Here is a 13,900-nt window from a genome sequence, read left to right on the forward strand (position 1 = left end):
AAAGAGTGCTTTACGAGAGCGGTATGAAAACGATACCTTTCATTTCATATGAGTGCGTGTATATATAGAAAGTGGTGAAGAAATAATGAAATTAATCGCAATTGATTTAGATGGAACTCTTCTTTCGGGGAACAAAATGATTAGTAACGAGAATGCAGAAGCAATTCGAAAATGTCAGGAAGCTGGTCATGTTGTAGCAATTTGTACAGGTCGTTCTATCTTCGATATTGAACGATTGTTGTTAGAAGTTAATTTGGAGTGTCCAATTATTGCCGAAAATGGTGCGCTTATATATAATGATAAAAAAATGATGAAGAGATATCCAATTCAAAATATGCAGGCACTCGAGATTGTGAATTATCTTGAAGAAAACGGATTATATTATCAGCTTTATACTAATAAAGGTGTGTACGTACCGGAATATGGAGTAGAGAGTGTACGCAATGAAATCGATTATGTGAAACATTCAAATGAAAATATCGATTTGAAAGAGTTGGAAACGATCGCAGCATTATACCTTGAACATACAGCATTTCTTAGTGCAGAAAGTTGTAAACCAATTGTAGAAACAGATATACATGTGCATAAGCTTTTACCATTTTCTTATGACATGGAAAAATTAAAAAAGTTAAAAGAAACGTTTCTGCATAATACTGATTTAGCAATTACATCTTCATATTGGCATAATTTAGAGATTAATCATCGAGACGCTCAAAAAGGAAATGGACTATATACTTTAGCGGAACATTTAAATATTCCAGTTGAAAATACTGTAGCGATAGGTGATGGGCTAAACGATGTATCTATGATGGAAAAAGCAAACCTATCAATTGCAATGGGGAACGCAGTCGAAGAAATAAAAGCGATGTGTCAATATGAAACTTTGACTAATGAAGAACATGGTGTTGCACATGCTTTATATAAATATGTAATGTAATATAAAAAGAAAAAAAGAATCTACTATGTAATATTAAAGTAGGTTCTAACACACAAAGCTTTTATAAGCCTTTATGTTAATAAAATGTTGCACATTTTATTAACGGAAATACATCACTAATTTCTAGTGGTGTATTTTTCTTTTAGAAGACCTCTTTATGACCTCATTTGCTACCACAACAAAAAAATAGATTTACTACAGCATTCAATTTTTGTATAATTAAAATAGAATATTCTGGAAACAAAAACTTTTAATGAGGTGTGTTTATGAAAATATACACAGTCAAAGAAGTGTCCTCCCTCATAGGGAAGCATGAAGAAACGATTAAAAGGTGGATACGTTCTGGTAAGCTGCCTAATTCATATCGCAATAGTGATAAAGAAGGATGGCGGATACTTGAAAGTGATTTGCTTCATATTACAGAGATCGTTCCCACAAAAGAAGAACCCCATCAAGAATCCCACATAAAGTCATTTGAAAATGAAGAAGCTACGCTAATAAAATTAGCATACGAAGCTGTTACACTTACCTCACCTACGAAAGAAATTCATTCAGTCTTATCTATTGTTGGAATTAAACGTACTTTAGAAATACTACTTATTATGCAGCAGTCTACTACAAAAGTGAAAAACCCTGATGGATTTATTAAAAAAGCGATTCGTGAAAATTGGAGTCCAACTACTCTTCTCGTTAAAATACCTAAAAAACAAAACAAACACTTATCTGATCTTACACAGCAAGACTACGATGCGATGCAAAACAAAGCAGAAAACACATACCAATCAAAGATTGCACTCTACAACTGGTTAGAAGATTAATTTTATTTAAAGTTGCTGGAAGGTGATTTGCACAATGGGCCAAGGATATTATTATGCATATTGTCCGAAGGATGTTGAGAGTCGATATGAATTGCTAGTTTTTAATAGTAATAATGAACCATTTTTGCCTTTAACGGACTTTTACCAAGATAGTATAGGAAGAATATCGAAAAGTTCAGCTTTATCTTATTTACAATGTCTGTTACCTTTTTTTTATTGGTTAGAACAGCATAGCAACTATCAAGAAAGACATGTGAAATGGGATGATTCACCAGAAATTATACGAATAGCCATTGAAGATTATTTAAAAAGCGAAATGGAATGTAGAGTTCGTGAAAAGGATAGTTTTTGCTTTGTTAATCTAACAAACAAAAGCCCCAATACCGTAAATCTTTTTTTATCTGCGATTAAATCATTCTATAAATCGCTTATTCGTTTAGACGAGTATAATCATCCTAATCCATTAATAGATTCCGAAGCAATTCTCAATGACTATCGTAGTCATGTTGAAGGTGTTAGAAAGGACAAACCACGCATGCCCGCTATTAGCGGAACAGAAGAACCTTTAGAACATCGTAGATTAACGGATTCTTATTTCAAAATTATCAATGATGAATGGCAACCTAAGATTATTGACGATCCCCACTTACCCTTTCAAGTCTATCAAGCGGGGAAAAATATAAATTGGTCTCAAAGAGAAACGGTTATATCACGAATGCTTTTTGAAACTGGAGCTAGGGCTTCTGAAATCATTGAATTAACAATTGGAGATTATCGTTCAAGAAAAAGTCATCAAGAAGTCATTACATTCAGTAAAGGTAGCTATGGAAGAAAGGTAAAGTTTCTTCGATTTAGCAAAGACACTGTAAAACGCCTTTTTCAATATATTAATACCGAAAGAATGAAATATGATATAAACCATTTTAATTATGAACAACTATCTGATGAAGCTCCTATATTCCTTTCAGAGTTTGGTACACCTTTAACGTATCATGCTTGGTACTATCATTGGAACAAAGCAATGACAAATGGCGATATTAAGTTGAATCCACATAAAGCAAGGCATTGGTTTGTCACAACTAGACTTAGAGAGATTCATAACATTTCTAAATATGATTCCGAAATCCACCAACGAAAGAATGAACTTATTAAGTATATGAAATGGAAAAATCCAGATACCATTAGAGTGTATGAGCATTATTTCGATGAGGAAAAACATCGAGAATCACATGACCAAATGTTTGAAAATATGCAAAAAAATGAAATCGAATATGAACAAAGTAAAAAAATGAAGAAAAACATCGAATTCCAACATACAACAATTGAAGTCCAAAAAGAAATAGATCATGATTTACAAGAACTGTTAGAAGGGTTGGAGTAAGTATGTCAACAATAATTAGAGATGTACCAAATAATGAATGGTATGATAAGTTAAAGGAAAAAGTGGACGGAAAAATTCTTCACTTAAAAGACTCAAGAGGTATTTTTCTTTTAGATAAATTAGATGAAAGAAACTTAAAGTATTTCTTGAGTGCTTGTGTTAATAAACCTTGGGCAAATCATCTCTTATTAGGGATACTTACTAGTGCGGATAAAAATCTAGATTCGCATACAATTAGAAATACATTAATAAATGCTAATCCAAGATTCCAAGATATTTTTTTAGCATTTAACTTGAATACGATGTCAGAATTTGATGTTATGGAACATTTGTATAAATATTTTAAAGGAACAATTTATCCCGAACATTCCAATTCTATGAGAATGAGTTTTTTTAAAAATTATAGAGCACTTTCCTCTCAAATGAAAAAGTGGTTAACTCATAAATTATCAATCGAACAACAAGAATATTTTGAGCAATTTCTTTTTCCTATACCTTTATTTAACTCAAATGATTTTCTATTTGAAAAATTAGCGACGGAACAGGCACAAAATAGTCGGAAAGATGAAACAGATGCTATAGTTCCTTTTCTACCCAAAATCCGATCGGAAGCCCATTTCCGCTGGAATCAAATAAAACGTATAAGGGAAAGTTTTCAAAAAACAATAGAACGTGTTGAGGAACAAAACTTATCTCTTCCACTGGAATTTCATTACGAAGAACCGACACGAATTGGAGAACGTTTTTATTTTCGTTTATGGGATAAGCAGTCATTTGTATTACACCACGAAGAATACTTCCCCAAAACAGTAGTTAAACAAGCACAAGAACGTAAATCAACCTATTCGAAAAATAATAATCACCACTTTTTAGAATTTGTAAAATCTGAACCTTTAGATGAAGATGACGAAGTAGATGGATTATGGTTTACTGATTTAATTGAAAATGATGTTCTAGGAAATTTATTTCAAAGGGCCAACAAAGAAGAAATAAAACAAAAACAAGACTTTCTAAAATTGTGGGGGTATATGGATAAGAATTCTGAAAGTAAATCCCCTCCGTTTGCTAGTGGTCATAAAGATATAATTAGTTTTTCTGCTTTTTTAGGTCGTTATAGGAATAATGTAAAAGGTGTTTTTTTTGATGTAGAACCTTTTTATGCTGGATGTACATTTGGTTTATTGGCGATAGATATTCTTACAACAACAGGAGCAAGAATAAATGAACTATTACAAATTAGCAACACGAAAGAATGTATACAAACTAAATTGGTAAAAGAAAAACTTCATTATTCATTTTATGCGATTCCAAAAGGAAGAGATATTGTAGAAGAATTTTATGTGAGTAAACAAACAATGCAAATTATCCAAACTGTTTCACGAATGCTAAAGGATCATTATGGAGGAAAAATTCCCAGTGTTGAATATCGTCATGATAGAAAGCACTTGTTTCCAGGAGAAAAGCCTTATTATTTTCAATATAATCATAAAGCTTTTAAGATTCATGCAGTGTATGCCTGTATTCGATTTCTACTACACGGGTTAAGATTTGAAACACAAGAGGGCTCTCCTGTAATTGTAAAAACACATTTGTTACGGCATGCATTTGCAACAGAAGCTGTACAACGTCAAAAGATGCCTATTGATATTTTGGCGAAAATTCTGCATCAACGAGACTTAGTGGTAACTGAATACTATTCGGCTCCAACTCCAAGTCAAATTGCTGAATCGGTCGGTGAACTTCAAGATGTAATTTCTAGCTATATTGACATAGATGATGCTTTACTACGAAGTCCAGTAGAACTTCAAAAAGAACTTACAGAGTATAGTGAAAAAGTTGGAGTTTTTAATAACGTTTTAGGCGGCACTTGTGTGACAGATTATGTATGTCCGACGAAGATGGCATGTTTAGGGTGCAAAGCAAAAATCCCACAACCAGAACAAGAACATGAACTATTAGAAGCTATTAAGGTTGCAGAGGACATGGAAAAACGTTTCAAAAAAATTGGGCTCGAAATTGAAGTAAGAAAAGCAAAAGAAATGCGGAAACAAGCTAAAATTGAATTAAAAGAAATTGATTTAATCAAAAAATATAGAGAGGAACAGAGATATGAACCAGTTATCAAATCTAACACCTTCTGGTAGTCGTTCTTGGTTGAGGTCTGTTCACGAACAAAGAAAAAATCGTTCTATTCAATTAGGTATGTTGACAATTGATACTCTCATTTCAAATGGAATTCCTGTAACATACAAAAACATTCATGAGAAATCAAAAGAACTTGATGTAACAGGAAAAGGTATCCATTCTAATACAATAAAAAGAAATGAGGAACTGTATTCTTATTACAAACAATATAGTAAGACTTTTAAAATAAAACAAAACAAGAAAAAGACTGCACCACAAACCACATTTGATGAATCGACTATAAGAAACATTTCACCTAGTCGCAATATTTTAAAAGTAAGAAGTAAATATATGAAATTATCTAAAGAAGAACTTGTAGATAAACTTATTCAGACGGAACAATACCTTGCTCGTAATCATCAAAAGTGGGTTACAGGTCATTTTGAAATGTTTAAATAATTAGTTATTTAATGAAGAATAACTTCTCGGAATTTTTTTCATTGTATAAATGTAAAATAACAATAAAGTTATTAAATTTTAAAAGCTCAAATAAATATAACCCCGTTCTAAATTTAGGACGGGGTTATACTTAAAGTTGTTTAATTTTTGATGTAAGATATTTCACTACACTAAAAAAAATAACGATAAAGTCATTTGAAAATCTAAGTTTTATTCAACAATAGCGGCCCAGTCAAGTTCAGCTATTTCTTCTTGAACGCTTATACATATTCATAGTAACCAACCAGCTAATGACGATGATCCCCGCAAAAAGAAATAGCATATTACTGTACAAATGAGTGGATGGATCAGCATTTATAGGTAACAATTTTCGATCTAGCAAACCTATCGATAATAATCCACCTACAATTGCAATACCCATTCCTTCTGATAAAAAGCTTGTAAAATTAAGCAAACTCATTCCAGCACCAGCTTCCTTTTGTTCCAAACTACTTGAAACAATGGTGGAGATAACTGTTTTCGTAAAAGAAAGCCCTCCAAAAACAAAAATTAATATACTTGTCATGAGCCATGGTGTTGTTTCTATAAAAAGGGCAGCTACTAAAAAGCTGATAGAAAGAAATGCAACTCCAGTTGTTAACACAAATAAAGAGCCTTTCTTATCAACAAGAACTCCACCAATATAACCAAAAACAATAACACTCATTGCACCAGGGAAAATAATCCCACTTCCAATTGCAGCAGTACTTAATTGATACACATCTTTCATCATATAAGGAACCATAGAAAGAAATCCTGCTACAGTTCCAAATATAAGTCCTCCACAAATGATTCCAATCATAAATGGGACATTTCTTCCTAGCGCAGGATCAACAAAAGGATTAGATACTTTCCTAATATGTTTAACAAATATCAGGAAACATATAATGCTAACGATTAGAAAGGAAATTCTATAAGATGTCGTAAACATCATAAAAAATACAATACCTACGGACATGAATATTATCCCTACAGTATCAAAAGAGCCTTTTATTACGTCTTCCTGTTTCATTAATTTTGCAAGGAATGGAACAGTGATAATCGTCACAAGTGGTAAAAGCAGTAAATAAGACCAATGGATATATTCAGCAATCACTCCACCAATAAATGGTCCTACACCTTCTCCCATTGCTACAATGGACCCAATAAGTCCAAATGCTTTACCCCTATCTTCTTTTGGGATATAGCGCGCCACAACAACCATCACAAGTGCTGGAAATGCAGCTGCACCCGCGCCCTGGATAAGCCGAGCCAAAATAATTACAGAAAAGAACGAATGCCCAACAAATCCGATAACTGATCCGATGCAGTTCACTATAATTCCAAATAGGAGTAGCTTTTTGATGCCTAGCTGATCCGATAGCTTTCCATATATAGCTGTTCCTATGGAAAAAGTTAATATGAACGCTGTGTTTACCCAGTTTACACTTGCTGGTTCCTTATTAAAATCGCTAGCAATATCAGGTAATGAAACATTTAAAACCATTTCATTTAAAACGCTGAAAAAAGAAAGAACACAAAGCCATAATAAAACTTGATTATGACGTGAATTTGACTGTGAATGAGATGTATTCACATTTAACCCTCCAATAAATAATGAGGGTAGACGTAGTTTATAGGGTCATTGATACGCTTTCCCTCTTTAAATGTACCCAATTATATTTATTGCACTTCATAAATAACTCCTCCTAAATTTGATTTGTATATTTTATCACATATAGCTTAAAATGACTCTCATTTTTTTAGCAACTTTATTATTTTTTAAACGACTTTATTGTAAATCAAGCAACTTTTTCGTCACTTTACAATAAAATTATTTATGATAAAACTCAAATGTTGTAGTAGTAAATGAGGTCATGTAGAGGTCTTTTAAAAGAAAAATACACCACTATTCAATAGTGATGTACTTTCCTTAATAAAATGTGTAACATTTTATTGAATCCCTTGTTTATTATAGGACTTACTAATCATCTGTCCTTTTAATAAAATAAATAGATTCTTTTTTTCTTTTTATTAGGGGTAAGGTATTCTATGAGATTCATAGAAGCCTTATTACATTTTATTATATAGAATATATTGGAATAAATGTTTATATTTTTCATAGTAATTGTGAAAATTTTATGAACTTTATATTTAATGCATTTTTATAATACAACTAATGCGTATGAATTCATGTCAAAACTTAACAAATGTAAGGAGCTAAGGAGAGTTTGTGCAACATAAAAGATCATGATTGGCACAGCTAATAATTAATCGGTGATGAAAAAACTTACTAATTAGAGTTTCAATTTGCACGGATATATTTTTTGTTTTTAATTGAAAAATAAAATTTGTTCGAATAATTATTCTTCAGCTATATACCTACAGGCACATTCTTCGTATAATGGAGAAGTATGAATTTAAAATTTGTATGAATTTTACATATTGAGGTGAAAAAGGAATGAATGCGCGGCTAATGGAACTTATTGATGTGAGTACAATAGAAACCATGGCAGAACAATTTTATCAATTAACCAACATATCACATCAACTTCTTGATGCTGAAAAAGAATGTATATTTTCATTTGGAATAAATGAAAAGAAAATATGTAAACTTCCCAAACTTGAAATCCCCATTTTTTTATACAATCAATATTTAGGATCTTTTGTTGTATGGTCTCAGAAAAGCGAAATTTTCAATTGCCAAAAATACTTTGAAATGCTTTCAAATTTAATTATAGATGGAGTAATGAAAGGATTTCAAAATAAAAATACGACGTTACTTACTCGAAAAGAGGAGGAACTACATACAATCTTACAAAACATGCCTGTTATGGTTGATGCACTTGATTATAATGGAGATTTTGTTTTGTGGAATCGCGAATGTGAAATTGTGACAGGCTATACTGCGGAAGAGGTAATTGGAAATCCAAACGCACTTCGATTACTGTATCCGGATCATGATTATCGTCACGAGATACAAAAGAAATTTTTGACTCGTGGAAAGAACTTTAGAGACTGGGAAATGCGTTTAACTTGTAAAAATGGTGAAATTAAAACGATAATGTGGTCCAATATATCAGAACAGTTTCCTGTACGTGGATTTAGTTATTGGGCTGTTGGTGTGGATATTACACATTTAAAAGCAATAGAAGAGAAATTAAAACAACAAACGTCTGAATTAGAATTAATTTTTCAGGCTTTACCAGATTTATGTTTCTTAACGGAAGATGATGGAACAATTATTGATTATAAAGCAGGATCCCCTACAAAATTTTACGTACCCGCAGAAGCTTTTATGGGAAAAAAGTTTTACGAAGTATTACCATCTACAGTAGCAAAAAAATTTCAAGAAGCAATTTGTCAAGTGAAAGAAAAAGGGACAAATGTAATTGTGGAATATCCACTTACAATTAATGAAAGTATCGATTTCTTCGAAGCTAGATGTTTACCGTTATTGCATGATAAAATTATGATTATTGTACGTGATATTACAGAGCGGAAAAAGACAGAAGAATTGCTAAATAAATCAGATACACTTGCAGCAATCGGTCAATTAGCAGCTGGTGTTGCTCATGAAGTTAGGAATCCATTAACAGTCATTAAAGGCTTTATACAGCTATTTCAAATTAATAAAGAAGATCAAGAAAAATATTTTGATCTAATGCTTTCTGAAATTGAAAGAATAGAAGCGATTCTTCAAGAATTTTTATCGATTGCTAAAACAGATGAACTAAGCACGGAAAAGAAAAATCTTTATCAAATATTTAAAAATGTCGTTTCGTTAATAAATACAAAAGCAATTATGACAAATATTCAAGTTGAATTATATGCAGATTCCAAAGATATAATCATTGAATGCTCAGAAAATCAACTGAAACAAGTATTTATTAACATTTTGCAAAATTCAATCGAAGCTATGCCAGATGGTGGGAGAATTTCAATTCACATAAAAGAAATAGGCAAAGATGGTATCATTATTAATGTAATTGATAAAGGAATAGGAATACCTGAAGAACGAATTAAAAGATTAGGTGAACCTTTTTATAGTACGAAAGAAAAAGGTACCGGTATTGGGTTGATGTTAAGTTATAAAATTATTGAAAGTCATCAAGGGAATATAAGTATTATGAGTGAGGTTGGCGTCGGAACAACAGTAACGATTTACTTGCCAAAATTTCAGAGTAAAAAGCCTTTATCAAATTATGATGATAGATTTGAATCGATACGTCCAATTATTAACTCTTAAATTTATTAAATACCCAATAACCAAAAGCTAAGCTTTTGGTTATTGGGTATTTTTGTATTTAATTTAGAAAACTTTACCTTTTCTTTAGATTTGCTTTAATTTCTATTAAGTTTTCATCAATATATTAGTATTTGTGCAAAGTAATGTATAGAAAATGTGCATTACTTTTAATATATAGATTCAATTATTAATAGAAATACAGTAAGGAGGAGATTATGACAAGGTGAAAAAACAAGAGAAAAAAAGCGGTAGAGCAGTACCGATGCGGTTAAACATTTTATTCTTATGTGTATTTATATTGTTTTCTGCCATGATTATACAATTAGGTAAAGTACAAATTATCGATGGTGAGACGTATAAAAATGAAGTGGAGAAGAGAGAAAATGCAACCGTAAGCCTTTCTGTGCCGCGGGGAAAAATATTTGACCGAGAAGGGAATCCAGTAGTTGATAATAAGTCTTTACGTACAATTACATATACAAAGATGAAAGGTGTAAAATCAGAAGAAATATTAAAAACAGCAAGACAACTTGCAGACATAATTGAAATACCACAAGAAGATATAGACAAGCTAACTGAGACGGATAAGAAAGATTTTTGGATGCAATTAAATCCGAAACTAACTGAAAAATTAGTATCTAAAAAAGAAATAAATAAGTTCAGAGATAAAGATATTACCGGAAAAAATTTAGATAAAAAAATTGAAGAGTTAAAAAGAAAACGAGTTACAGATAAAGATCTTCAAGATTTAACAGATAAAGATATTAAAGTGTTAGCTATTAAAAGTAAGATGACTTCTGGTTATCAAATGGCTCCTCAAATTATTAAAAAAGATGTTAGTGAAAAGGAATTTACTATAATTAGTGAAGGTTTAGCAAATCTCCCAGGTGTAGATGTGTCGGTTGATTGGGAGAGAGCGTATGTAAATGATGGGTTATTCCGATCTGTTCTTGGAAATGTTTCTAATTCCGATGAAGGATTACCAAGTGAAAAATTAGATTATTACTTGGTACGAGATTATAGCCGAAATGATAGGGTTGGAAAAAGTTATATTGAGCAGCAATATGAAGATGTACTTCATGGTACAAAAAAAGAAGTAAGAAGCGTTGCAGATAAACAAGGTACTACAATTAGAACGGAAACAATTTCTGAGGGAAAGAGCGGTAAGAACTTAACTTTAACGATAGATATGGAATTACAGAAAAAAGTAGAAGAAAGTATAGAAAAAATATTAAAGGCATATAAAGGATCTGAATCTATGTTGGACCGTGCTTTCGTTGTAATGATGAATCCGAAAAACGGACAAGTATTATCAATGGCTGGGAAAAGACTTGTAGAAAAAGACGGGAAAACAGAAGTTGAAGACTATGCATTAGGCACAATGACTAGTTCATATGAGCTGGGATCAACAGTTAAAGGTGCGACAGTTTTAACTGGATTTGAAACGAAAGCTATAACACCAGGTACTTATTTTTATGATGCACCTATGAAGCTTAAAGGTACTAGGGAGAAGAAGTCTTGGAAAGAGTTTGGAAACATTGATGATTTAAGAGCGTTACAAGTCTCTTCAAACGTTTATATGTTTCATACAGCATTAAAAATTGCAGGCGTGGATTATGTGAAAAATAGTTCATTAAATATTAAACAGGAATACTTTGATAAAATGAGGTACTATTTCAGACAATTCGGATTAGGTGTTCCAACGGGCATCGATCTACCGAATGAAACAGCTGGACAAATTGGTAAAAAAGATAATCAGCCGGGTTTCTTATTAGATTACTCAATTGGTCAGTATGACACGTATACACCACTTCAGCTCGTACAGTATATTTCAACAATTGCAAACGGTGGATATCGAATGAAGCCACAAATTGTACAAGAGGTAAGAGAGCAAACGTCGCAAAAAGATGAGATTGGTAAAGTGGTGCATGCAGTAGAACCAATTGTTTTAAATAAAATTGATATGAAAGAGGAATATATAAATCAAGTAAAAGAAGGATTTAGAAAGGTATTCCAAGAGGGTGATGGAACAGGAGTAAGGGCGTTCCAAAAAGCATCTTATAAACCAGCAGGTAAAACAGGAACAGCACAGACGGTATACGGTGGAGAAAGTGATATTGGAAGAAATGAAAAAGGCGAGAGAAGAGAATGTTATAACTTAACGTTAGCAGGATATGCGCCATATGATAATCCAGAAGTAGCGTTTTCCGTAGTTGTGCCGTGGGTTATGAATGACAAATCTGGTATTAACTCTGATATTGGAAAAGAAGTTTTAGATGCTTATTTTGAATTGAAAAATAAGCGATTGACTGGAGAAACTGTAAAAATAGATAGCTCTAAAGAAGATTAAAACATATGAAATGTTATAAAAATAGAGTTGTCTTATTTGAGAATTAATTCAAAATGGGTGAGAAAGAAGGATAAAATTATTCTATCAATTATTCACATTTTATAAAATAAAACATATATTGATAGCATAGGACAAGCTGAAAAGCTTATTCTAACCTCACAGAACACTCCTTATCACGGTTTGGCATCTACATATGTAGATGCCTTTTTTTAATTAAATAACTGATAATTATTTATCAATCTAAAGTAGCAAGTATATTAGGACTATTAGGGGAAGTTTGACGGTAATAATTACAGTATGCTTAATAAGTGAATTGAAATGTAAGGAGTGAGAAATAAGTGCTAAATATTTTAGTGGTTAATTTTCCAGCAGAGGGACATGTAAATCCTACATTAAGTTTAGTTAAAGCCTATACTGAACGGGGGGATCACGTACATTATATTACGACAGAACAATTTAAAGACAGAATTGAAGATTTGGGAGCTATTGTATATACACATCCAGATTTATTAAAGGAGATTTCTATTGATTCTGAAACTCTAGATGGGCTGAATTCTTTCTTTCGTGTACATGTTCAAACTTCTTTATATATATTAGAAATTGTGAAACAATTATGTGAAAACATAAATTTTGATTTCGTAATTTATGATATATTTGGTGCTGGAGAGTTAGTAAAGGAGTATTTACAAATTCCAGGCATAGTTTCTTCTCCTATATTTTTAATTCCTACTGAATTTTTAGAGACTTTACCTTTTCATCCTAATGCAGCAATACCATTCCGACCTGATGAAATTTCTGAACAGTTGTTATATCAAATGGATCGTGAATTTGGAGTAAAGCCTAAAAATAATCTTCAATTTATGCATAATAAGGGAGATGTTACTCTTGTGTACACAAGTCGTTATTTCCAACCTAATAGCGATTCGTTCGGAGAAAATAACATTTTTATTGGACCAAGTATTTCAAAGCGTAAAATAAATGTTGAATTTCCACTTGAATCGCTTAAAGATAAGAAAGTTATTTATATTTCAATGGGAACACTGCTTGAAGGGATCGAACCATTCTTTAATGCATGTATTGATGCTTTCTCAGATTTTAATGGATTAGTTGTAATGGCAATTGGCGATAGAAATGATCGTTCTAAAATTAAGGAAGCGCCAAACAATTTTATAATTGCTCCATACGTACCTCAATCAGAAGTATTAAGTGAAGCAGATGTTTTTATTACACATGGCGGTATGAACAGTGTACACGATGCTATTCATTTTAATGTCCCATTTGTCATCATTCCACATGATAAAGACCAGCCAATGATAGCACAAAGATTAACTGAGCTTGAAGCAGCGCATCGGTTATTGAAAGAGAATGTTAATGTGCAAACGTTAAAAGAAGCGGTAACCGATGTTCTTTCAAATGAAAAGTATAAGCATGGAATACGAAAACTGAAAGATAGTTTTTTAGATTGTGGTGGTTCAAATGAAGCAATCACAGTGATTACATCTCTTTTAAATAAATAGTGTGGGTAATATAAAAGCATAGAGGCGCACCTTTATGCTTTTATATG

Annotated in this window: 10 protein-coding genes; 8 read left to right on the top strand and 2 right to left on the bottom strand. The window is 31.9% G+C overall.

Annotated elements, in window-relative coordinates:
- Positions 1-85 precede the first annotated feature (85 nt).
- The 5 genes from PDK19_RS13390 (at position 86) to PDK19_RS13410 (ending at position 5,719) form a co-directional block, all read left to right on the top strand.
- Complete coding sequence (locus PDK19_RS13390) at positions 86-937, top strand: Cof-type HAD-IIB family hydrolase (RefSeq protein ID WP_208735789.1); 852 nt, start codon at positions 86-88, stop codon at positions 935-937.
- 266 nt (positions 938-1,203) lie between these two features.
- Positions 1,204-1,755, top strand: coding sequence for a helix-turn-helix domain-containing protein (locus PDK19_RS13395; RefSeq protein WP_000708737.1), 552 nt, complete (start codon positions 1,204-1,206; stop codon positions 1,753-1,755).
- A 34-nt stretch (positions 1,756-1,789) separates the two neighbouring features.
- Positions 1,790-3,136 carry a tyrosine-type recombinase/integrase gene (locus PDK19_RS13400; protein ID WP_000529730.1) on the top strand — a complete coding sequence of 449 codons (1,347 nt, stop codon included), beginning with the start codon at positions 1,790-1,792 and terminating at the stop codon, positions 3,134-3,136.
- A 2-nt stretch (positions 3,137-3,138) separates the two neighbouring features.
- The gene (locus tag PDK19_RS13405) at positions 3,139-5,280 is read left to right on the top strand and encodes a site-specific integrase (protein WP_000104012.1); all 2,142 of its coding nucleotides are present in this window, start codon (positions 3,139-3,141) and stop codon (positions 5,278-5,280) included.
- Positions 5,246-5,719, top strand: coding sequence for a hypothetical protein (locus PDK19_RS13410; protein WP_001072817.1), 474 nt, complete (start codon positions 5,246-5,248; stop codon positions 5,717-5,719). Before PDK19_RS13405 ends, PDK19_RS13410 begins: the two co-directional genes overlap by 35 nt.
- Positions 5,720-5,957: 238 nt before the next feature.
- On the opposite strand, the gene tet is transcribed toward PDK19_RS13410, so the two are convergent.
- The gene (gene tet / locus PDK19_RS13415) at positions 5,958-7,334 is read right to left on the bottom strand and encodes a Tet(L)/Tet(K)/Tet(45) family tetracycline efflux MFS transporter (RefSeq protein WP_001097891.1); all 1,377 of its coding nucleotides are present in this window, start codon (positions 7,332-7,334) and stop codon (positions 5,958-5,960) included.
- Positions 7,335-7,371: 37 nt separating this feature from the next.
- Positions 7,372-7,434 carry a tetracycline resistance efflux system leader peptide gene (locus PDK19_RS27415; RefSeq protein WP_106081929.1) on the bottom strand — a complete coding sequence of 21 codons (63 nt, stop codon included), beginning with the start codon at positions 7,432-7,434 and terminating at the stop codon, positions 7,372-7,374.
- Between the two features lie 764 nt (positions 7,435-8,198).
- Between PDK19_RS27415 and PDK19_RS13420 the strand changes: the two genes are divergently transcribed.
- From PDK19_RS13420 to PDK19_RS13430, 3 genes are all read left to right on the top strand, one after another.
- The gene (locus PDK19_RS13420) at positions 8,199-9,986 is read left to right on the top strand and encodes a PAS domain-containing sensor histidine kinase (protein ID WP_074615744.1); all 1,788 of its coding nucleotides are present in this window, start codon (positions 8,199-8,201) and stop codon (positions 9,984-9,986) included.
- A gap of 223 nt (positions 9,987-10,209) precedes the next feature.
- The gene (locus tag PDK19_RS13425; protein WP_270707300.1) at positions 10,210-12,336 is read left to right on the top strand and encodes a peptidoglycan D,D-transpeptidase FtsI family protein; all 2,127 of its coding nucleotides are present in this window, start codon (positions 10,210-10,212) and stop codon (positions 12,334-12,336) included.
- 338 nt (positions 12,337-12,674) lie between these two features.
- On the top strand, positions 12,675-13,853 hold the full coding sequence (locus tag PDK19_RS13430; RefSeq protein WP_000932169.1) for a macrolide family glycosyltransferase: 1,179 nt from the start codon (positions 12,675-12,677) through the stop codon (positions 13,851-13,853).
- Positions 13,854-13,900: the final 47 nt, after the last annotated feature.

It is taken from the genome of Bacillus cereus group sp. BcHK124, assembly GCF_027712065.1.
Lineage (GTDB): Bacteria > Bacillota > Bacilli > Bacillales > Bacillaceae_G > Bacillus_A > Bacillus_A pacificus.

Bases quoted from the DNA above. Each gene is read 5' to 3' on its own strand.
- PDK19_RS13420 (WP_074615744.1), top strand. From the start codon at position 8,199: ATGAATGCGCGGCTAATGGAACTTATTGATGTGAGTACAATAGAAACC.
- PDK19_RS13395 (WP_000708737.1), top strand. From the start codon at position 1,204: ATGAAAATATACACAGTCAAAGAAGTGTCCTCCCTCATAGGGAAGCAT.
- PDK19_RS13390 (WP_208735789.1), top strand. From the start codon at position 86: ATGAAATTAATCGCAATTGATTTAGATGGAACTCTTCTTTCGGGGAAC.
- PDK19_RS13400 (WP_000529730.1), top strand. From the start codon at position 1,790: ATGGGCCAAGGATATTATTATGCATATTGTCCGAAGGATGTTGAGAGT.
- PDK19_RS13410 (WP_001072817.1), top strand. From the start codon at position 5,246: ATGAACCAGTTATCAAATCTAACACCTTCTGGTAGTCGTTCTTGGTTG.
- PDK19_RS13405 (WP_000104012.1), top strand. From the start codon at position 3,139: ATGTCAACAATAATTAGAGATGTACCAAATAATGAATGGTATGATAAG.